Source organism: Clostridium aromativorans, assembly GCF_020908015.1.
Lineage (GTDB): Bacteria > Bacillota > Clostridia > Clostridiales > Clostridiaceae > Clostridium_B > Clostridium_B aromativorans.
In genome coordinates, this window is sequence record NZ_JAJJPB010000001.1 from 525,163 (window position 1) to 545,661 (window position 20,499).

Sequence of the window (20,499 nt, forward strand, 5' to 3'; positions counted from 1 at the left end):
TAAAATCCAGAACATCAAGATTATCTATTACCCTGCACTATAACGGCTGCTGCCGTGTCACTCTACTATTATTTCAAACAGCCTGCTTTGGAGCCATATTCATAAGTTGTTTTATCTTCGACTTTCACCAAATTGTCGATTCTCTTCGCATAAATTAACTTACTACTCTTTCCTTCACCGCATTTAACAATATAATATGTCATATATTTTTAGCTGTCAATATTTTTGTTATCAAAAGTTTCTTCATATTTTTTCTTTATGTTTTTCAAGTCTTCCCAAAACGCATCCTTTTTATTCTCATCTCTAAGCACTGCAGAAGGATGGAAGGTAGCAGTCATATAAAATCCTTTTCTTTCCACCCATTTTCCCCTGTCTCTTGTAATTCTCCAATCTCTTCCCAGTATACAGTTCATAGCAGTTGCTCCAAGACAGACAATTATTTTAGGTTTTACCAGTGCCACTTGATTCCTCAAATATGGAATACAGGCCTCTTCTTCATGTCCATAAGGTGTCCTGTTGTTTTCCGGCCTGCACTTGCAAATATTACATATGTAATAATCATTTTTTCTATACAGGCCTATGGATTCAAGGGCTCTGGTCAAAAGCTGCCCGGCCCTTCCTACAAAAGGCAACCCGGTTCTATCCTCATCTGCACCAGGTGCCTCTCCTATAAACATGATTCTTCCCCTAGGATTGCCGTCCCCAAAAACCATATTGGTTCTATTGTCACCTAAACCGCACTTATGGCAATTTACACATTCTTCATATAATTCCTTCCACTTTAGCAATTTAATTCTCACCTCAAACTATACCTATCAATTATATTATATATTATACAACTAATATGATTTTATAGGAATACTACATTAAAACATAATTCTAGTTATCGTAACTGCAGCTATAACAGAAGCTATATCAGCCATTACAGCAGCCCATAACGTATGCCTTATCTTTTTTATCCCCACTGCTCCAAAATAAACTGTAATAGTATAAAATATAGTTTCTGTAGACCCCATGATTATAGAAGATATCCTGCCTATATAACTGTCTGGCCCAAATTCCTTTAATGTCTCAGCAAATACTCCTAAAGCACCACTTCCCGATAATGGCTTTATAAGTACAAGGGGAACCACTTCTGGAGGAAGTCCTATGACTTTTACAACAGGCTTTATAAGAGATATGAAATAATTTAAAGCCCCAGATTCCCTGAACACTCCTACTGCTATTATCATAGCCAGTAAGTATGGAAATATCTTGATACATATTCCAATACCTTCCTTTGCCCCTTCTATAAAACATTCATAGACTTTAACCCCTTTGGATACTCCATATGTAATTATAACAAATATTATTATAGGTATTATAGCCTTTACAATGTATTCCAAATCATTCTCCCCCTTTTGTTCCCCTAAATTTTAATCAAAAATATTTTTCCATTACTTTGCAGCATATTATTCCAACTATTGCTGCTACAGAAGTTGCTATTATGCCCGGCACTATAGTTTCCGCTGGATTTTTTGATCCAACAGCCGCCCTTATGGAAATAACCGTAGTAGGTACAAATTGTATACAGGCTGCATTTAATACCAGAAACAATGACATATCATCACTTGCTTCATCTTTTCTTTCATTTAACCGCTTAAGTTCTTCCATAGCTTTTATTCCAAATGGCGTAGCTGCATTAGATAATCCCATCATATTGGCAGTCAGATTCATAACTATTGCTCCAATGCTCTTTTCATCTCTAGCAGCTTTTTTAAACAATATTTTTAAAATTGGTTTCATTATTTTAGCTATTCTCCCCATGAGCCCACTTCTTTCTGCTATTTTCATAACACCGCACCATAAGCACATTATACCTGCTAGACTTATGACAAGTTTTACCGTTGAATCTGAAGATAAAATAATAGCTTTAGATATTTCTTCTCCCCTTCCCCCCAATACTCCGAAGCATATTCCAAAAGATAAAATAAAAAACCATATAATGTTAATCACAATATTTCACCTCTTTAAATTAAACCTGGCAGCGTTTGGACAAATATTACATCCTAATTACTTTTTATATATTTAATATATGATATATTCTGCATATATAAGCCTATTTATTAGAACAAGCTTATGTTTCTAATGCTCATGCTAGTCTAATTTCTATAATACTCTTTTTAAAAAGCCCCTTCATTCTATTGAAAATACCCTTTAAGAGTGTTAAATTTATATTATGATAATTTTTTTATTGGAGGCTACTAATGACCATTAAAGATATGATGAAATATATTGAAAGTGAATATTCTGTTATAAATGATACTCCTTGTGAAATATGCGGCGGAGACTACATAGCTAAGGATTCAGATGTAGCTGTGATTAATGGTATCCCCTATGACATATGTGACTGTATTTGTTCCGAATGCGGTCATGAAAAGACGTTTCAATTTTGCGCTCCTTTCGTAAAGGATAAGAATACGAAAAATATAAAAAACATATTAAATTAATTGAAATATAATACAGATTATTTCCTAAAAATGAAAAGACAGTCTTGAAATAAAAAATATTTTTATTTCAAGACTGTCTTCTTATTTTATACATCTCAATGTTATTTTTTTAATCTAGGTATTTCAAACTTTAAATTGACATTGGATCCCGACAATATATCCTGCAATGACTTTATATTAGATATCTGCTTATAAGCCCAGGCTATATCCGTGGCATATTGATGTTGTCCTGGATTAGCAGGATCCCACCTCATTTTATAAAGCGTGTCCTGATTGTATGAAGGATTATTTATGTACTGAGCTGCTATCCATTTGGCACCTCCACTGAGAGCCTTTTCCGGGGTGTCCCATCCATTTTCATAAGCTGTTTTAGTTCCATTGAGCACAGCATCTTCGCCTGTAGCCCCTATGCCGAAAAAATTGTATACAGCCTTACCATAAACATACTTATTTTTGCTGTCACGAGCTCCACCATTTGCAAGTTGTGATTCACCGTTTCCAGTTTCAAGCATGGCATGTGATACCAAATAAGCCACGCTTATATTATTATTTTCGGCTGCATCCAAAAAAGATTGTCCCATTCCTTCGAAAATCCCTTTTCCCTTTAAAAAATTATTCAAACTGTCCACTGTGATTCCATCTTCATATGTAAGTTTCAAAAACTGATATTTACCATAGCTGTCTAAAAAATTATCGGGATTTACATAATACTTTATTTGGTTTTTCGAAGCTGCATTATCCATTGCAGTGTCAGCTACAAATACAGGAGTACTATTACTGTCTAAATTTACCTGAGTATTAACTATGTCATCCAGAGATAAATTATAATCTACATAATCGCCAGAATTTACATCAATACTGTCTACACACCTGAAATAATCTATATAGTAGTTATCATAATCTGTATTGGCATCTCGATGTGCTCCTGGAGCTCCCGTTCTTTTCACATAGATAATTGCCTTATATTTCTCTCCATTAGACCCCGAACTCAATGTCTTCAAAGATGTTATTTTCCCATTTTCCTCACTGGTATAACCACTGGTAAGTTCTGTATAGGATTCTCCCGCTTCATTTTGTGCATTTACAAATACTCTATACTGAACACTTGTCCCATTATTACCGTTTAGAAAAAATCCCTGCTTTTGAGATGATAAAAGTGGTGTATACTCAAACTGATTAGAACTTATGCTTGGAAGATCCGGATAATTTGTCCCATCAGAATAGGCATTATCTGTAACAAACTGTAAAGTCACAGAATTATTCAGCTTTTTTCCCGATGCTGATTCTATTGAACCACTTATGGTAAGATTGTACTTTTCCCCCGGCTCATATCCGCCTGTTCTAGGGCTCACTATTGCAGTCGTGGGATCACTTCCCAAAGTTACCATCACCGGTACTGTAACATTTTTCCCATCTATAACATGCGTAACAGATATATTGGAACTATTTACAGTACTTGGATTCAGGGCTCTACTAAATTTAACAGTCCACTCTTTATTGGTGTCTATATTCACTCTAGGAGTTCCAACTGAAGATTGTGCCAACGTCTTAAATTGGAAGATTAAAATTGTAAAAGCCACTCCCAAAATAAATACTTTTATTTTTTTCCCTTTACTCAATTTTTCCGCCTCCACAATGATATATTATCACTTAATCACAAAAATTTTTAACTATTTTTTCAAAATGTGTTAATTCAATTTGAAATATTATATTTTTCATTTGTCAATCGTCTTTTAAACTCCTCCATTTTATGGTTTGCACTTATATAAACTCTACTTAATGTATATAATCCTTCATTTTTATTAGCCCATCCCGATGCTGTGGTAAAAGCTAATTTATATCCTGCAGCCTTTACAGCTTTTACAGTATCTCCATTCCATTCCCCATAGGGATACGCAATATAATTCACTCTTTTACCCAATAATTTTTCCAAAAAATTTTTGGAATTTTTTAATGTACTTAACTGTTCATTATAAGTCAGTTTATCCAACTTATCATGATTTACTGTATGACTTTCAATATCTATACCATAGTGTTCCATCTCTCTCAACTGGCTTGAAGTTAAGATATTTTTTCCATTATCTATTGCACCTGTAATTATAAATATAGTAGCTTTAAATCCGAATTCTTTTAATATTGGAAAAGCATTTTCATAATTATCCTCATATCCATCATCTAAAGTTATAACCACCGATTTTTTTGGTATAGGCTTATTGTAGGCTAAAAAATTATAGAACTCATTCATAGTAAGAGTAGTATATCCATTGTCCCTTAAAAACTTCATCTCCTCTCTAAATTTTTCCTTTGGAATTCTCAATTCATTTCCTTTTTCATAATCTATTGAATGATAATATAATACTGGAATAGACTGGGTGTTGTATTTTAAATCTCCTCCCGTAAATATCCTATCCTCAGCTATATTCAATTGATTAGCATTGTCATTTATATTTTTTTTTTCAGTCTGATGATCTATCTTCGAATTTACTTTATTGCCGCTTTTTTCCCCATAGTTCCTATTACAATTTTGAATTTTATATATACTATAGGCTGCAGCTGCAGCAAAAAATATTAAAATTATTGTAATTAAAATTTTTTTATGTATCATCCTTTTCACTTTCCCGACACATATTATTTTATCCGAAGGCTACCATTGCCAATACTCCCAACTTTCTAAAGGAAGATAGGCACTGCTGAGCGTCTGGATAAGCTCATTCTTAGGTTCGCAGTAACTTGCTTACAAGAAAAAACTTTTTCAAGAACCTTAAAAGAACTTTGATGTGCTACGTTTCCATTTTATAATAAAACTATCATATAAGGCAATTTAATATTAAACCTATACATTCTACCATTTATTATAATATATATATGCTTGATTAGTAAAACAAAATTTTTACTTATACACATTATCCACACATATTTTGTTTATAACCTGTTATTATTTATTTCTTTTCTATTTTCAATAATTAATTTGTCTTATTTTATTGTAAATAACTTGTTACTTATACACATTATCCACATTTTTGTGGACAACATGTGTATAATTTTTAAATTATAGTAACCAAATTAGAGCAATCTTCATATAATATTATTATCCACACAATTACAAAGCTCATAGATTACAAGTTAACATTTCCTAATACAAAGTAATATACCTTTCTATCTCACAAAATTGAGGGGATTTACCATCTCCTCAATTTTTATGATCTCAATATAAAAATAATAAGAATATTTTTCATAATTTTCTTAACACTTCTTTATTTTTATGATATTATAAAAGTAAAGAAATTCTTTTAATGAAAGGTGGGGCTAGTTTATGAAAGATAACGTTATCAAAGTGGATTTTTCAAAAAATGTTAAGAAAAAGGATATGTCATTTTTATCTTCAGCAAAATTATTTTTATCAAAATTATTTAGCTCTGCAAATAAAACTCCTAAAGAAACCACGACAAAAGATAAAGACACTAAAAAAATAATATATTATTCTAAGGATATATCTTAAGGTGCTTTGTAAATGCACCTTTTTATTATATATGATAAAATACAATAAAGTAATTCTTACTAAAATTAAGTTTATTCACAGGAGGATTAATCATGAGAATTGGACTTGGATATGATGTTCACAAATTAGTTTATAATAGACATCTTATATTAGGTGGAGTAATCATTCCCTTCAACAGGGGATTACTTGGTCATTCTGATGCTGACGTACTCACTCATGCAATAATGGATAGTTTATTAGGAGCTTCCTGTCTAGGCGATATTGGTAAGTACTTTCCAGATCAGGATGAAAGATACAAAGATGTATCTAGTCTCAGCTTATTATCTAAAGTATTGGATTTAATTAGAGATAATAACTATATTATAGAAAACATAGATTCTACCATAATAGCTGAAAAACCCAAGTTATCACCTTACATCAAATATATGAGAGCAAATATAGCCAGAACATTAAACATAGACATATCTTCAATAAGCATAAAGGCCACTACTGAAGAAGGGTTAGGATTTACAGGAAAAGGGGAAGGCATAGCTGCTCAAAGTATATGTCTATTGAATAAAAATTTGTCTGCTTTAAAATAAACAGAAACATAAAGTTCTTATTTATCTTCATAATTATTAACTATATTTTGAACTAATTTCTTAATCGCACTTGCCTGGCAGATCAAAGACATAACTACGAAAAATACCATTATTCTCTCTTCTTCTTTTCCCTCAATTTTCAAGTGCATATTTTTCATTATATTCTGAAACTTTTTTTCATTAAAACTTTCTTTTGCCATCAAATCTTTAAGACTGTTTTTCTGAAGATCTGAAAATATCTTATATGCATCTTCCCAGGATATTATATCATCTTCTCCATTATTTATCTCATTAAAAGCCAATGCAAACACTTTCTTTATTTCTTCTGTTGTCAATATAGGCCTCATATAGCTTAACAGAATAAGCTGAGTTAGGTGAACTTTTGTATATCCTCTTTTTTTCCCGTCTTCCGGTTTAGATATAACTTCATTTTTAATATAATTCTGCACTATGTTATTGGTATAGTTTTCTTCCTCAAATTTATCATTTAAATAATCTATAACCTGAGATAAAAACAAATCATATCTCGGTAAATCTTCATAAGGTATTATTGTATTATTTGATATGTTTTGCGCTATTTTATTTATATATTTCATTTCAAAATTTTGCTCATTCAATTTTTACAACCTCCCAAATAACATATTCATCAGCACATTAAAATTTCTATTATTTAAACTCAATTTATACTAATATTATATGGCATATTTATAATCTTTACAAACTAAACATTTATAAAATACATAAAAATATAATATTTTTACAAGTAAATCGTCTTAAGTTACCTAAAATAAGTTAATTTAAGACTTGTTATGTGTTATTTAATACTATATAATAAATAACATAACGATATTGAATTGTGCATTGTGAATTGTTCTAGTAGCTATCAACCAAATATTATGTTACTATGAAAGAGATGTGAGGACTTAAGGGGGTGACTAAAATTAAGCATAATAAAAAATACTTTATTATATCATTATTGCTTACTTTCCTATTTCTATCAGCAGGTATTTTTAACATACAGTCCGCTAATTTAGTTGTAAACAATAATTCCAGTATTGTTTATGCCAAAGGTTCACACTCCAGCGGACACGGTTTTGGAACTTCTATTTCACATATTAGTAGTTCAAAATCTTCCGGAGGTAATTTTAAATCAGGTAGTTTTTCTTCACCTAAGTCTACCTTTCATAAAAGCTCCAGTGGTAACAGCTCTAGTGGAAATTTTAAATCAGGTAGTTTTTCCAATGCACCTAATTCTTCTTCAAAATCCAGCAATGACAAAGCCAGCAGCAGCACTTCTCAGTCTAAGGGAAACTATAACAATGAAAGCAGAAGATCTTTTTTCCCTATACCAATTCCCATACCCTGGGGATATAATAACGGATATTATGGAGGAAGCAGTCTTTTAGCAAGTTTTTTCTGGGGTTTTGCTAAGTTTGTAATATTAGTACTCATAATAATTTTTATCATAAATAGAATAAATAAATTTAAAAGGAAAAGATAATTTAAGGAGGATTTTTTATGGGCGTGTTGAAGAGAATATCCAATATTTTCAGAGCAAAGGTAAATGGCACTTTAGATGAAGTGGAGAACCCCATTGAATTACTGGATCAAAAATTAAGAGATATGGAGGACAGTTTAAATAAAGCTAAATTATCTTCAGCTCAAATATTGGGAAATGTTCACGAAATTGAAAAAAAGATGGAAGAATCAAAGAGAATATCTGCTGAATTCGACGGCAAAGTAAAACTTGCCCTAAGTAAAGGAAATGAAGAATTAGCTAAAAAGGCTCTTGCTAGAAAATTAGAGGCTGATAAAAGCTATACATCTCTTGAGGCAAGTTACAAAGATGCCTGCGAAAAAGCTGAATCAGTAAAAGTCAAATTAAAGGAACTAGAAGAGGAAATTCACAAAACCAGAGTATACAGAGATGAAGCTGCCGCAAGATTTAACAATGCTGAAGCCAGTAAAAAAGTAAATGAAATAATGGCCAATGTAGATACGGGGAACAATAGGATAAACTTAGATGATATCGAAAGAAAAATTCAAAAGAAAGAAGCTCTAGCTGAAGGACTTGGAGATTTAAAGGAAGAAGATACTTTGGAGAAGGAATTTGAAAAATTAGATGAAGTTGATATTGATGAAGAATTAAAAAAATATAAGCAAAATTAGGTGATATCATGGATAAAGTTCATCAATTTATAAAGCTTCAAAAGAATAAATACGGGAAAATATTTGTGGATATAACCTATGCTATAGACAATATTTCACCTTTTGTAGATAAAAAAATCTTGACCAGGCGAAAATATACTGCCAAAATAGCAACTTTAAAAAAATATATAGAACTAATAGAGGCTGCGGAAAGTGACCTTAATACAAAAAATTTTTTTAAAAGATTAAACGCAGATAAATATATTTCTCTATTGGAATCCTATAAAAATGACCATTTAGAATCTTTATCACAACTTGAAAAATGCGCTGATTGCGAATGCCTAAACTGTACCGCTGACTGTAAATTTGACAGCTGCCTGGGATGTAAAAGCGGCTCAAACATCATATATTGTGACAGGGAAAAAATAAATTTAACAAAACATGATAATTTTTCAATTAATCTTGTAAATAATAGGACTGGTGAAAATGACAGATATTTTGTTCTCGCTACATTACAAGATATAAAATTGGATAAAAAGTATATTATAATTAAAAATATAGTGTCCAAGGAAAAGTTTATACTTTATTATTATCCTGGAATTTCTGAAGACAGTTATGGAGAAATTACAGATGCTCACGAGTTTGATTTTATAGTTTCTACTTTTCAAAGTGTAGATAAGTAATTTTTCCATTTTATTCCAAAATCTATAATATAGTTTATAATTCCAAATACTTGTCCACAAAAATCACAACTTTATGCACATTTTCTGTGGATAAGTCACATTATTGATATTATTGTACTTACAACAATTTAATGGAGAGTTATCCACACCGTGGATAACTCTTGTTGTTAATACTTCTTCAATGTACTTTAAAATGGCTGTGATTTTAAATAATCAATTGCCTCTCTTCTATTATTTATTTTTCCCAAATATCTAAGTCTGTGGATATCTTCAAGAGCAATTTTCACAACGGGACCTTCCTGCCCTAAAATTTTTACAACATCTTCTCCATTCAAAAGTCTATCTTCCTTCATTTTACAGTAAAGTTTATATTCTTTTAACATATATTCAATAAATATTTTAAACCTTTCTTTTTCATTTTGCCTATCTAGATTCATTCTAGTAGCATAATTATCACAAAATGCAGTAGTAAGTATTCCAATTGCGCATATGCCATAATTGTAAAAAAACTTGTAGGTAGCTTTTTTACTGTTAAAAGCTTCGTTTTTAAAAAGTCCCAGTGGATACATATGTCCCTTTACTATACTTTCTATATATTTTTCTGCTCTTTTAGGAAATTTCAAATTATCGCAAAAAGCCTTACATATGCTGGCTCCCTTTATATCATGTCCATGAAAACTTATTTTATTATTCTCCTTTTTATAAGCTTCATATTTACCTATATCATGCAAAAAACAAGCCAGACTTAGATATTCTTTAAGACTAAATTCCCCTATTCTACAATCAAAGATACTTAAATCCAAATTCCTCAACTTAATTTTTTCCCTTAAAATATCTTTAAATACTCCATATGTCAAATTCATATGCGTGAATACATCTTCCATATGATATTTGCATTTTCCTATGGTTTTTAACTCGTCTATATAGGGTATAATGTTTTTTAGTATTCCGTAATTATCCATAGTTTCAAAAGCTATCCCCAGTTGATCTTCTTTTATTATAAGCATTATCTCCCTACAAATTCTTTCTTTAGGTGATTCCATTATTTTATCCGATATTTTTTCAATCTGCTTTTCCGTCTCCAAATTAAAATGCATTCCACATTTTATATAAAACCTTATGCCTCTCAATATCCTAACAGGATCCTCTTCCAAACTTTTATCGCTTACACTTTTAAGTATTCTACTTTTCAATGCTCTTCTTCCATAAAATGGATCAAATATTTTATTGTGGATAACTCTCATAGCTATCGCATTTACAGTAAAATCTCTGGTTCTTAAATCTTCCTCGATAGAATTACCCCTCATAGATGAAATATCTATTGTATTTTCACCTAATACACATCTATATATACCTACACTTTCTTTTATAGTGAAAAATCTATATCTTTTTTTACCAATTTCCTTTATAAATTGATGAATATCTCCCTTAATTACGAAATCTGCATCTTTAGGTTCAGCCTTTATATTCATCAATTTGTCTCTTACATATCCACCTACTAGATAAATTTCTAATTCCATATTATTTACTATTTCTCTCAAATCATAAATAAACTTTTTCAAATAATTCAAATCAATCACCTACTCCTCTATTATTTTACCATATAAAATAATTTATTTTATAATATTAGCAAAAACTCCAGCTTATATTTTTTATTACAAATAGCATACTCAATTAAAAACTATAAAATTATTTCGACACATAATATTGAATTATCCATTTAATTACTATTTTATTTATAAATATTTGTTATAATTTTATTCATAATTACCTTCAACATTATCTTTATTTTATCTCTATCCATATTAATTTTATCCTTAACCCCCAATATTAGCCCACTTTCAAAGTGTATATCAGAAATCAAAGCACCTTAATTATTATTGACTTTTGTATATTTTGGTAGTATATTAACTTTAGATGGAATTTCATAAGAAATTTGTAAAATATTTTATGAAAATATGTTGACTTTTAATGTAATTTTTGCTATTATTTAATTGTAGTTATGTCGAATTATGGAATTAAAGGAGGAGAGCACAAATGAAATCTACTGGTGTTGTTCGAAGAGTGGACGAGCTGGGAAGAATTGTAATTCCTATAGAATTAAGGAGAACTTTAGACATTGCTGAAAAGGATGCCTTAGAAATATATGTTGATGGTGAACAAATTATATTAAAGAAATACGAACCAGCATGTATTTTCTGCGGTGATGCAAGGGATGTAGTAAATTACAGAGGTAAAAATATTTGTAAGAAATGCTTAAATGAACTAAGAGAAGGCAAGTAATATCTATTAAAAAAGCTGATATGGAAATTTCATATCAGCTTTTTTGAAGTCCATTTATATCTATAATACACTAACTATCTATCACCATAAATATAAAAAAAAGACATAGCTAAACTCTGTAAAATACCACTGAAATTTAACTATGTATGTATATTTTTTATTTAAATATGTCTAAATTCCTAAATATATTAATATTATACTTTATTGACTACCTGACCCTTCTTCCACCGCTAAAATCCGATCTATTATCCAAAGGATCTATGGATACATTTCTTCCGGTTCTAGGCGCATTAATAAATGATCCATTACCCACATATATTCCCACATGATGTGCCGGTGAACCGAAAAACACCAAATCACCAGGTTGAAGCTGACTTCTAGACACAGGCACTCCAACATTTTGCTGTGCCTGTGAAGTTCTTGGAAGATTAATTCCGAAATGTGCATATACGTAGTAAACTAACCCCGAGCAATCAAAGCCCGATGGTGAAGTTCCTCCCCAGACATAGGGAACCCCTAAAAAATTAGAAGCATATGCTACTATTGCATTTGAAGATACTGATGCGCTTCCACCTCTTGAAATACTCTGATTTGAGCCAGTAATTCTTGGTGCCGCATTTCTAATCTGCTGTACATTATTTGCTGCCGAAGCAATTAGCCTTGAAGTTTCTCCATCTGCTGCTGCAAGTTCCTTTTCTTTAGCGTCCAAAGATGTTATCAATGCGGTTTGACTGTTTTTATCGCTTTTAAGCTTGGACAATTTTTCTTCATTATCGGACTTCAATGCTAAAAGCCTTTTATTTTCACTATTTAATTTTTCCTTTTGGGCAGATAATTCTTCTTTTTTATCTGTTAAGTTCGATATAACGCCCTTGTCAAACCCCATCACTTTTGCTACATTATCCAATCTAGATATGAAATCATTTAAATTGTCAGCGTTTAGTATTACACCTAAATAACTATCCACGCCATTTATGTACATAGCCCTTACTCTTTGATTAAATACTTTCTGCTGGCTTTTTATATCCTTTTCCGTTGACTCCATCTTCGTCTGCGTGTTTTCTATATTATCAGAAACTTTGCCAATATCTTTTTTATTATTGTCAATTTGCTGTATAACTTGTCCTATCTCATCATCTAATTTTTCAACTTTAATCTCCAAATCCTGTTTTTGCTGTTTAACTTGAGTCAGTGAACCCGAATTACCCGATGCTGCAAAAACACTTGTCCCTGTTGACAATGCCAATGTTAGAGCCATTGCAACAGATAAGGTCTTTCTATTCAATTTATCTACCTCCTACTAATATATTTTTAAATTACCCCTTCCAAATTATAAATTTGGGCTCCCACATTAAATAAATTTAAAATGATACTCCTAGGAGCATAATTTTAAATTTAAAAGTAACATATGTTTATTATAGCATTAAATCATAGTATATCTCAACGCCTGTAATAAATTTTTCTTAAAAATATTAGATTTCTTTAATAAAACCCGGTTATTTATTGAAAATCTGATTGTTTTTAAGTAATATTATTAACAATATGGAAATTGTGTCCAGCACCATCTTGCATTCATTTTCAATTATTGTAAATTAATAGAATGGATATATATGTCAGATTTAGAAACATTTCTATCCTTAGCTACTTTTTTCACGGATTCTTTCTTGCTCAATCCTACATCCATATACATTTTTATATGCTCTTCTACAGACAAATTTATCCACTTTTGTCTTTTTTCTCTCATAAATTCTTCTTCACTTTTGCCCTTTACTACAATTACAAATTCTCCTCTTATCTCTCTATTTTCATAATAATTTAGTATTTCCTCTAAAGTGGATCTCAATATTTCTTCATGAATCTTAGTAAGCTCTCTACAAACAGCTGCATATCTATTACCCAAAGCAGTTCTCATCTGTTTTAAAGTATTCAATAATCTATGTGGAGCTTCATAAAATATCAGTGTTTCTCTTCTTTCAGCCATATCTTCTAAAATGCCCATCTTACTTTTAACATCTCTAGGCAAAAAACCAATGAAAATGAATTTTGAAGTATCTAATCCTGAATAAACTAAGGCTGTAGTAACAGCAGTAGCTCCAGGAATTATTTCAAAATTCATTCCATATTTTATACAATTGCGCACCATAATGCTGCCTGGATCCGATATACCAGGGGTTCCGGCATCACTTATCAAGGCTATGTTATATCCATCTTTTAATTTTTTAATCAGTTCCATAGATTTTTCATTTTCATTATATTTATGATAGCTGACAAGTGGTTTTTTTATATTAAAATGATTTAATAATTTCAAACTGTGCCTTGTATCCTCAGCAGCTATTAAATCCACATTTTTAAGTACCTCTAATCCACGTAAGGTTATATCCTGTAAATTACCTATAGGAGTTGCCACCAAAAAAAGTTTCCCCATCATCTACCATATCCTTTCTTACTTCTTCCATATATTTTATCTATTTCATCTGTATAACTTCCGTCCAATTTATGTACATACAGCGGTGCATCCCATTTTAAAAAACGGCCCGCATTGTTCTGTCCTTTTATTAATACCATATTGGGAGCTTTGTTTATATTGGGATGAACCATCCTTATAAATTTAGGCTCAATCTTATATTTCCTCATGGTACATATAATATCTGCAAATCTATCAGGTCTATGGATCATATAAATCTTTCCATTATCTTTTAAAACAATTTTAGCAGCTTTTATAACATCCTCTAGATCGCAGCAAATTTCATGTCTGGCAATGGCATCCTCGTCTTTTAAACTCACAATTCCAGAATCCTTTAATTTATAAGGTGGATTTACAGTAACTACATCCGCTTTAGGTAGAGTTTTTAGATATTTCAAATCCTTTAAATCTCTATGGATAAACTCAATTTTCCCCTGTACATCATTTAATTGCACAGACCTATTGGCCATATCTACCATGTCTTTTTGTATCTCTATTCCGATTATTTTACCCACAGGTGTTTTTCCCACCAGTATAAAAGGAATTATACCAGTACCGCTGCATAAATCTATTACACTTGCATTTCTCTTTATATCGGCAAAATTAGCAAGCAAAACTGCATCTATTCCAAACCTAAAGGTACTTTTTTTCTGAATTACATATAGTCCCTTTAATTGCAGATCATCTAAGGTTTCATCTTCTTTTAAGAAAGTACTATTCAAATTCAATACCTCATTTCTAATCTAACTCACAGTTTTCACTATATCAAAAATTTTCATTACTTGATATTTATAATTATGATTTAAATAAATAACACTGTCAATCCACTGTTTTTTTTAAATACTCTAAAATAAAAATCCCTAGATAAACATTCCAGGGAATAGTAGTTCCATTTTACTTATTACTTTTTGTAGTATTTTGACTTTCTGTATTATCTTTACTTCCAGAGGACTTTGAACTTGAACTGTTATTTTCAACTGCATTAAATTTGCTGTTTAATATGATTACATCCACCCTCCTATTTTTAGCCTTTCCTGTTTCATTAGAATTATCAGCAATAGGTCTGTATTCACCATATCCAATTGCTGAAAGCTTTTGAGGTTGAATTCCGGATTTTGCTATAAGAAATTCAGTAACATTGGATGCCCTATCACAGGATAATTTCCAGTTAGAAGAGTATTCACTATTACTAATAGGCACATTATCCGTATGTCCTTCTATTCTGATATAATTACCCAATTGATTCAAAATCTTGCCCATTTCCGTAAGCTCCTGTTGAAATTGTGGTTTTATATCCGCTTTGCCCGTATCAAATAATAAAGTATCATTCATGCTCACTACTAAGCCTCTTTCGTCTACAGTAGTGGATACGTCTTTACTCATTCCATTTTCCTTAAGATATTTATCTACTTGTGCTTTTAATTCTGATAATTTTTTTTCTTCATCTTGCGTAGAATTCAAATTATCCATTTTGTTTACATTTTCCTTAATACTGGGATTATCCTCACTGCCTATTATAGTTTTGCCTCCTCCCATAGCCACACTTAGGGATTCAGAAAGCTGCTTGTATTTGGTCTGATCTACCTGGCTCATGGAATACATAACAACAAAAAATATCATAAGCAGTGTTATCAAGTCAGAATAAGTTAGCATCCATCTTAGGCCCTCTGGCTTTTTTCCCGGCTTCCTCATTCTTTTCATATCTCAGCCTTCCCTTCTAATGCCTCATATCTCAATAACTCCTCTTTATTTAAGAAACTCTTTAATTTTTCCGCTATCGTATTTGGATTTATTCCCTCTTGAATATAGAGCACACCTTCAATAATAAGTGTCTTTTCTTTTACTTCTCTCTCATCTGCCTGTTTCAGCCTACTTCCTATAGGAAGCCATAAAAGATTTGCAGATCCAATACCATATAATGTAGCTAAAAATGCCACCGCTATTTTTGGTCCTAAGGTAGAAGTATCCTCCAAATTTCCTAAAACATGAACCAGTCCCATAACTGTACCTACAATACCCATAGTAGGTGCATACCCGCCCGCACTTTCAAATATATCAGCACCTTCTCTATGCCTTTCAGACGTAGAATCAAGTTCTAATTCCAATATGCTTCTCACAGCCTGCGGATCCACTCCATCTACAACAAGCTGAAGACCCTTTTTTATAAAAGGATCCAAATTTGGATCATTAGACACTTCGCTTTCTAGGCTCAATAATCCATTTTTTCTTGTTTTGTAGGATACATCCTTAAAATATGAAATTAAAGCTGGTAAATCTGTTTTTCTGGGATTAAAAAGCACCTTAAATATTTTGGGAATTCTTTTTAATATATCCATTGGGAAAGATAGTCCTGTAGCACCAATTGTTCCTCCAAAAACTATTATGGCTGCAGTAGCTCCTAAAAGTGCAGTTGCCTGTCCACCTTCTATTATATAACCAACTACTACTGAAAGTATCCCAAAAAACAAAAATATAATAACAGATATATCCATTTTTTCTCCTCCATCTAGTTAATTTAATCCTCGCCTTTAGTTTACACTTATTATGTCTATATAAATATTCGTATAAAATTTTATACTCTTTACCGTTAATGTAACATTATACGAAGATATAAATTTATTCATATCTGTTAATTTTTTAACGTTCATAGTACTTACACCTTTTATCCTAACGCTCCCTCTTTATTATAAAATTCAAAATCCAAAGTACAAGGTGCAAAGAACAAATATCAATTAAAGAGCATTTCCTGTTAGCGAACACCATCTGAACCTAAGAATCACTTGATAAATTAAATACTTGTCCAAATTAAAAAGACCACCATATTTAGGCAGCCTTTTTAAAGATTAATCCTCTTGAACTGGTGCTCCTACTGGACAAACATTAGCACAGTTTCCGCACTCTATACAGGTATCTGCATCTATTACAAATTGGGTATCCCCTTGACTTATAGCATCAACAGGGCATTCTGAAGCACATGAGCCACAACTTACACAAGCATCTGTAATTTTATATGCCATTTACGTCACACCTCCTTATGATCTTACAAGTTATTTATCCTATCCCTTGCTATTCTATCATATTTATAATTACTTTTAAAGAGAATTTTATAATACCATATACCCCATATCTTCAAGACATTGGATTATTTTATCCTTTGTTACAAAATAATTATCATATACTATGCTTACCTCACTCTTTTCTTTATTTATCTCAAAAGCAATAATTCCTTCATTATTAGAGATACAATATCTTATTTTATTAACATCCTCAGCAGTACGCATATCAGAAATTTTAAGTACAGACTTCATACGCCACCTCTCTACTCTTCCTTAAATAATTGTTTAATTACATCTGAATTTTCATTTCCCACATCAACTTCTATTTCCTCATCATTTATACTACCCTCAAATCCACCCGAAACCATTTCAATTTGATTTATCAATACTTCTTTTATCATATCCTCACCATCTTCATTTTTTATTTTAACTTTAACACTTTCCTTCACTACAGAATTACTCATAACTTCTCCCCTGCCATAAACCGTATTTACAACAGAACCTTTTTTCGGCAACCTTTGTCTTATTTTTTCATAAGCATCCTGCTCATAATTTAAACAGCACATAAGCCTTCCACATATGCCAGATATCTTAGTAGGATTCAAAGATAGGTTCTGTTCCTTCGCCATTTTTATGGATACAGGTACAAAATCTCCTAAAAATGCAGAGCAGCACATAACCCTACCACAGGGCCCCAACCCACCTATCATTTTTGCCTCATCTCTTACCCCTATCTGTCTAAGTTCTATTCTAGTTCTAAAAATCGAGGCAAGATCTTTCACTAATTCTCTAAAATCCACCCTTCCATCTGCAGTAAAATAAAATATCACCTTATTGTTATCAAATGTGTATTCTACATCTATAAGTTTCATTTTCAAGTTATGCTGTTTAATTTTTTCTAAACATATTTCAAAAGCTTCCTTTTCTCTTCTTTTATTATCATCATGTTTTTTTACATCCTCTTCTGTAGCTATTCTTAAAACATTTTTAAGAGGTGGAATTACATCGCTTTCATCTATATTTTTAGGTTTTATGACACATTTGCCAAATTCCATTCCCCTAGCCGTTTCCACTATTACATTATTTCCTTTTTGTACATTTAAATTAGCCGGTGAAAAATAATATATCTTACCTGCTTTTTTAAAGCGTACACCTACCACCATTACCATATTTCATTTATACCTCCTGCATTTTCACCAACATAGAATCAAAAACTAACGCTGGATTCACATTTTTCTCCAGTTTCTCTCTCGTATTCTTGACAATATCAATAATATCATTTAATTTATTAAATGAAAACATTTCTCCTATAGTCTTTATACATTCAAATTTATCCGCATTTATAATCAATTCTTGATTACCCGTTTCTTTATATATAAATACATCACGTATATATGATAAAATACAAGTAAGTGCTTCCTGCCATTCATCTTTCATATTAACCAAATAATTAGAAAATTTTAAAGAATACTCCAAATCATTATCCTTCAATTCTTTAAGCATATCTATAACGGTATCTCTTATCTCACATAAAAAAGAATCTGAAATGAATTTTTCTGCTCTTCCCGGTATCCCATCACTAAAAGCCAAGACAGCCTTAACTTCTTCTCCAGATAACTGGGGAAATCTATTTTTTAAGAATAGAAGCATATCCTCCTGACTTAATCTGTTAAATTTATACACCTGACATCTTGATTTTATTGTATCTAAAATACCATCTAACTTTTCACATAAAAGTATCATAAAACTTCCTGAAGGCGGTTCCTCTATAGTTTTTAACAATGCGTTTTGAGCCGCCTCCGTCATTTTATCAGAGTTATATAATATTATTACCTTTTTATCACCTTCATAAGGCTTTTTATTTATCTCTTCAACTATATCTTTTACTTCTTCTATCCCGATGGATTTTCTGCCTTTAGGTATTTTAAATTCAATTATATCAACATAAGGTTTTAACTCATTTTTGCCCAGTACCCTTATAGCCATCTCTTTAGCAATCATACTCTTTCCTATACCATCTTCTCCCACCAAAATATGAGCATGTGAAAATCTATTTAACTTTATAGAATTTGTTATCTGTAACTTTATACCCTGATGTCCTATTACTCTATAAGAGTCCACCAAATATTCCTCCCGTTAGATCTTTATAAATTTATCTACATCTACCACAAATATATTAGCTCCTCCAACTTCCACCTCCACAGGATATGGCATATATACACCTGTAGAACTAGCAACAGATGAAGGAGTTGTTATAATCTGCTTTCTAGTTTTACATACTTCTTCTATATGTCCTATTACTTTATCTACACTCTCTTCTTCAACACCTATTATCAAAGTGGTATTACCTGCCTTTAAAAAGCCTCCTGTAGTAGCAAGTTTAGTTACTTCAAATCCACCTTCTGTCAAAGTTTCTAGCAAATCGCCAGCATCGTCATCTTGAACAATAGCTATAATTAACTTCATGAGGTTTCCTCCTTCTCACTTTTTTTTATCTAAGGATCACTTTTTAAATTAACATAATAATTATAACATAATTTTGTCACATTATATGATCTCGGATCTTAATTCTAGTATATTCCTAAATTTCTTTATATATTTATTTTAATATATTTTTCACTAAAAAATATATATTTTTATGTATTTCATCTATACTTTTTATCCTCTTATCCTGTATACAAGAAACCTTATTCCAGTTATACTTACTAACAATATACAGCGCATTTTCATAGGATTTAATTAAATAATGATAGTTGCTTTCATGTATATCTTTTACAGAATTCCCTGTAAATTTATTGTCTCTATAAATAACAAGTTGTCTGCTGTATTCAGGGGGCATATCCAGAAATATCACACAATCCGGTACCGGAAGACCAAATATACAAAATTCGAAATTCCACAGCCACTCTAAAAACTTATTTTTCTCTTTAATATCATCAATTTTAGAAGCCTGGTGTATCATATTTGCCGTAGTATATCTATCTGCCAATACTATTCCACCCTGTTCGTAGAACTCTTTCCACTTCATCTTATAGGATGCAAACCTATCGACACCATAAAAAGTAGAAGCCACATAGGCGCTTACATCTTCGGGGTTTTTCCCGAAATCTCCATTTAAATACATTTTAACCAGAGCTGAAGATTGACTAGTATAATCAGGATATTCCACTTTTTTCACATTATATTTTTCATTCAGAAGTCTTTCATAAAGCATTTTTGTCTGGGTTGCCTTGCCGCTTCCATCACATCCTTCTATAACTATAAGTTTTCCCTTTAATGATGTGCTCAATTTAATT

25 protein-coding genes are annotated in these 20,499 nt (G+C 31.3%); 7 read left to right on the forward strand and 18 right to left on the reverse strand.

The window, feature by feature from the left end; all coding sequences use genetic code 11:
* Window positions 1-209 precede the first annotated feature (209 nt).
* The 3 genes from LN736_RS02500 to LN736_RS02510 form a co-directional block, all read right to left on the reverse strand.
* Window positions 210-788 (reverse strand): uracil-DNA glycosylase, encoded by a 579-nt coding sequence (locus tag LN736_RS02500; RefSeq protein ID WP_150357466.1) that lies wholly within the window; start codon window positions 786-788, stop codon window positions 210-212.
* A 78-nt stretch (window positions 789-866) separates the two neighbouring features.
* Window positions 867-1,385, reverse strand: coding sequence for a spore maturation protein (locus tag LN736_RS02505; protein WP_150357464.1), 519 nt, complete (start codon window positions 1,383-1,385; stop codon window positions 867-869).
* A 34-nt stretch (window positions 1,386-1,419) separates the two neighbouring features.
* Complete coding sequence (locus LN736_RS02510) at window positions 1,420-1,995, reverse strand: nucleoside recognition domain-containing protein (protein WP_229980727.1); 576 nt, start codon at window positions 1,993-1,995, stop codon at window positions 1,420-1,422.
* Window positions 1,996-2,246: 251 nt separating this feature from the next.
* Here LN736_RS02510 and LN736_RS02515 point away from each other — a divergent pair, with 251 nt between their 5' ends.
* Window positions 2,247-2,489 (forward strand): metal-binding protein, encoded by a 243-nt coding sequence (locus LN736_RS02515; RefSeq protein ID WP_179978151.1) that lies wholly within the window; start codon window positions 2,247-2,249, stop codon window positions 2,487-2,489.
* 101 nt (window positions 2,490-2,590) lie between these two features.
* Here LN736_RS02515 and LN736_RS02520 read toward each other — a convergent pair whose 3' ends face one another.
* Together LN736_RS02520 and LN736_RS02525 are read right to left on the reverse strand one after the other, a co-directional pair.
* Complete coding sequence (locus LN736_RS02520; protein WP_179978152.1) at window positions 2,591-4,108, reverse strand: glucosaminidase domain-containing protein; 1,518 nt, start codon at window positions 4,106-4,108, stop codon at window positions 2,591-2,593.
* 74 nt (window positions 4,109-4,182) lie between these two features.
* Window positions 4,183-5,094, reverse strand: coding sequence for a polysaccharide deacetylase family protein (locus LN736_RS02525; RefSeq protein ID WP_179978153.1), 912 nt, complete (start codon window positions 5,092-5,094; stop codon window positions 4,183-4,185).
* A 708-nt stretch (window positions 5,095-5,802) separates the two neighbouring features.
* Between LN736_RS02525 and LN736_RS02530 the strand changes: the two genes are divergently transcribed.
* Window positions 5,803-5,988 carry a hypothetical protein gene (locus LN736_RS02530; RefSeq protein WP_150357455.1) on the forward strand — a complete coding sequence of 62 codons (186 nt, stop codon included), beginning with the start codon at window positions 5,803-5,805 and terminating at the stop codon, window positions 5,986-5,988.
* Between the two features lie 92 nt (window positions 5,989-6,080).
* Window positions 6,081-6,569, forward strand: a complete 489-nt coding sequence (ispF, locus tag LN736_RS02535; RefSeq protein ID WP_150357453.1) for a 2-C-methyl-D-erythritol 2,4-cyclodiphosphate synthase — start codon at window positions 6,081-6,083, stop codon at window positions 6,567-6,569.
* A 17-nt stretch (window positions 6,570-6,586) separates the two neighbouring features.
* Here the strand turns inward: ispF and LN736_RS02540 are convergent, their stop codons facing one another.
* Window positions 6,587-7,165 carry a DUF1836 domain-containing protein gene (locus tag LN736_RS02540; protein WP_150357495.1) on the reverse strand — a complete coding sequence of 193 codons (579 nt, stop codon included), beginning with the start codon at window positions 7,163-7,165 and terminating at the stop codon, window positions 6,587-6,589.
* 335 nt (window positions 7,166-7,500) lie between these two features.
* On the opposite strand from LN736_RS02540, the gene LN736_RS02545 reads away from it, so the two are divergent.
* The 3 genes from LN736_RS02545 to LN736_RS02555 are packed head-to-tail and all read left to right on the forward strand — an operon-like array spanning window position 7,501 to window position 9,400.
* Window positions 7,501-8,070: a hypothetical protein gene (locus tag LN736_RS02545; protein WP_150357451.1), complete on the forward strand. Its 570-nt coding sequence runs from the start codon at window positions 7,501-7,503 to the stop codon at window positions 8,068-8,070.
* Window positions 8,071-8,087: 17 nt separating this feature from the next.
* Entirely contained in the window at window positions 8,088-8,738 is a 651-nt protein-coding gene (locus LN736_RS02550; protein ID WP_150357449.1) for a PspA/IM30 family protein, read from the forward strand.
* An 8-nt stretch (window positions 8,739-8,746) separates the two neighbouring features.
* Complete coding sequence (locus LN736_RS02555; RefSeq protein ID WP_150357447.1) at window positions 8,747-9,400, forward strand: DUF1292 domain-containing protein; 654 nt, start codon at window positions 8,747-8,749, stop codon at window positions 9,398-9,400.
* A gap of 188 nt (window positions 9,401-9,588) precedes the next feature.
* Here LN736_RS02555 and LN736_RS02560 read toward each other — a convergent pair whose 3' ends face one another.
* Window positions 9,589-10,980: an HDIG domain-containing metalloprotein gene (locus LN736_RS02560; protein WP_229980729.1), complete on the reverse strand. Its 1,392-nt coding sequence runs from the start codon at window positions 10,978-10,980 to the stop codon at window positions 9,589-9,591.
* Between the two features lie 457 nt (window positions 10,981-11,437).
* Between LN736_RS02560 and LN736_RS02565 the strand changes: the two genes are divergently transcribed.
* The gene (locus LN736_RS02565) at window positions 11,438-11,683 is read left to right on the forward strand and encodes an AbrB/MazE/SpoVT family DNA-binding domain-containing protein (protein WP_150358710.1); all 246 of its coding nucleotides are present in this window, start codon (window positions 11,438-11,440) and stop codon (window positions 11,681-11,683) included.
* Between the two features lie 208 nt (window positions 11,684-11,891).
* On the opposite strand, the gene LN736_RS02570 is transcribed toward LN736_RS02565, so the two are convergent.
* From LN736_RS02570 to LN736_RS02620, 11 genes are all read right to left on the reverse strand, one after another.
* Window positions 11,892-12,968 carry a C40 family peptidase gene (locus tag LN736_RS02570; RefSeq protein WP_229980730.1) on the reverse strand — a complete coding sequence of 359 codons (1,077 nt, stop codon included), beginning with the start codon at window positions 12,966-12,968 and terminating at the stop codon, window positions 11,892-11,894.
* A gap of 297 nt (window positions 12,969-13,265) precedes the next feature.
* On the reverse strand, window positions 13,266-14,111 hold the full coding sequence (gene rsmI, locus LN736_RS02575) for a 16S rRNA (cytidine(1402)-2'-O)-methyltransferase (RefSeq protein WP_229980731.1): 846 nt from the start codon (window positions 14,109-14,111) through the stop codon (window positions 13,266-13,268).
* Window positions 14,108-14,869 (reverse strand): tRNA1(Val) (adenine(37)-N6)-methyltransferase, encoded by a 762-nt coding sequence (locus tag LN736_RS02580; protein WP_229980732.1) that lies wholly within the window; start codon window positions 14,867-14,869, stop codon window positions 14,108-14,110. The genes rsmI and LN736_RS02580 overlap by 4 nt, the downstream gene beginning before the upstream one ends.
* A gap of 172 nt (window positions 14,870-15,041) precedes the next feature.
* A complete protein-coding gene (locus LN736_RS02585) occupies window positions 15,042-15,848 on the reverse strand; it encodes an OmpA/MotB family protein (RefSeq protein ID WP_150358706.1) in 807 nt (268 codons plus the stop codon).
* Window positions 15,845-16,639, reverse strand: coding sequence for a flagellar motor protein (locus tag LN736_RS02590; protein WP_150358705.1), 795 nt, complete (start codon window positions 16,637-16,639; stop codon window positions 15,845-15,847). The genes LN736_RS02585 and LN736_RS02590 overlap by 4 nt, the downstream gene beginning before the upstream one ends.
* A 351-nt stretch (window positions 16,640-16,990) precedes the next feature.
* Window positions 16,991-17,164 (reverse strand): DUF362 domain-containing protein, encoded by a 174-nt coding sequence (locus LN736_RS02595; protein WP_106010910.1) that lies wholly within the window; start codon window positions 17,162-17,164, stop codon window positions 16,991-16,993.
* Window positions 17,165-17,251: 87 nt separating this feature from the next.
* A complete protein-coding gene (locus LN736_RS02600; protein WP_150358704.1) occupies window positions 17,252-17,455 on the reverse strand; it encodes a heavy-metal-associated domain-containing protein in 204 nt (67 codons plus the stop codon).
* Window positions 17,456-17,466: 11 nt separating this feature from the next.
* Window positions 17,467-18,372 (reverse strand): PSP1 domain-containing protein, encoded by a 906-nt coding sequence (locus LN736_RS02605; RefSeq protein WP_150358703.1) that lies wholly within the window; start codon window positions 18,370-18,372, stop codon window positions 17,467-17,469.
* Between the two features lie 7 nt (window positions 18,373-18,379).
* Window positions 18,380-19,324, reverse strand: a complete 945-nt coding sequence (locus LN736_RS02610; protein WP_150358702.1) for a DNA polymerase III subunit delta' — start codon at window positions 19,322-19,324, stop codon at window positions 18,380-18,382.
* 15 nt (window positions 19,325-19,339) lie between these two features.
* The gene (locus LN736_RS02615; RefSeq protein ID WP_150358701.1) at window positions 19,340-19,669 is read right to left on the reverse strand and encodes a cyclic-di-AMP receptor; all 330 of its coding nucleotides are present in this window, start codon (window positions 19,667-19,669) and stop codon (window positions 19,340-19,342) included.
* A gap of 133 nt (window positions 19,670-19,802) precedes the next feature.
* A complete protein-coding gene (locus tag LN736_RS02620; protein WP_179978157.1) occupies window positions 19,803-20,492 on the reverse strand; it encodes a dTMP kinase in 690 nt (229 codons plus the stop codon).
* Between the last annotated feature and the right edge of the window lie 7 nt (window positions 20,493-20,499).

Coding starts and splice junctions, on each gene's coding strand:
- LN736_RS02515 (WP_179978151.1), top strand. CDS start 2,247: ATGACCATTAAAGATATGATGAAATATATTGAAAGTGAATATTCTGTT.
- LN736_RS02525 (WP_179978153.1), bottom strand. CDS start 5,094: ATGATACATAAAAAAATTTTAATTACAATAATTTTAATATTTTTTGCT.
- LN736_RS02530 (WP_150357455.1), top strand. CDS start 5,803: ATGAAAGATAACGTTATCAAAGTGGATTTTTCAAAAAATGTTAAGAAA.
- ispF (WP_150357453.1), top strand. CDS start 6,081: ATGAGAATTGGACTTGGATATGATGTTCACAAATTAGTTTATAATAGA.
- LN736_RS02540 (WP_150357495.1), bottom strand. CDS start 7,165: ATGAAATATATAAATAAAATAGCGCAAAACATATCAAATAATACAATA.
- LN736_RS02550 (WP_150357449.1), top strand. CDS start 8,088: ATGGGCGTGTTGAAGAGAATATCCAATATTTTCAGAGCAAAGGTAAAT.
- LN736_RS02555 (WP_150357447.1), top strand. CDS start 8,747: ATGGATAAAGTTCATCAATTTATAAAGCTTCAAAAGAATAAATACGGG.
- LN736_RS02565 (WP_150358710.1), top strand. CDS start 11,438: ATGAAATCTACTGGTGTTGTTCGAAGAGTGGACGAGCTGGGAAGAATT.
- rsmI (WP_229980731.1), bottom strand. CDS start 14,111: ATGATGGGGAAACTTTTTTTGGTGGCAACTCCTATAGGTAATTTACAG.
- LN736_RS02585 (WP_150358706.1), bottom strand. CDS start 15,848: ATGAAAAGAATGAGGAAGCCGGGAAAAAAGCCAGAGGGCCTAAGATGG.
- LN736_RS02590 (WP_150358705.1), bottom strand. CDS start 16,639: ATGGATATATCTGTTATTATATTTTTGTTTTTTGGGATACTTTCAGTA.
- LN736_RS02595 (WP_106010910.1), bottom strand. CDS start 17,164: ATGGCATATAAAATTACAGATGCTTGTGTAAGTTGTGGCTCATGTGCT.
- LN736_RS02600 (WP_150358704.1), bottom strand. CDS start 17,455: ATGAAGTCTGTACTTAAAATTTCTGATATGCGTACTGCTGAGGATGTT.
- LN736_RS02605 (WP_150358703.1), bottom strand. CDS start 18,372: ATGGTAATGGTGGTAGGTGTACGCTTTAAAAAAGCAGGTAAGATATAT.
- LN736_RS02615 (WP_150358701.1), bottom strand. CDS start 19,669: ATGAAGTTAATTATAGCTATTGTTCAAGATGACGATGCTGGCGATTTG.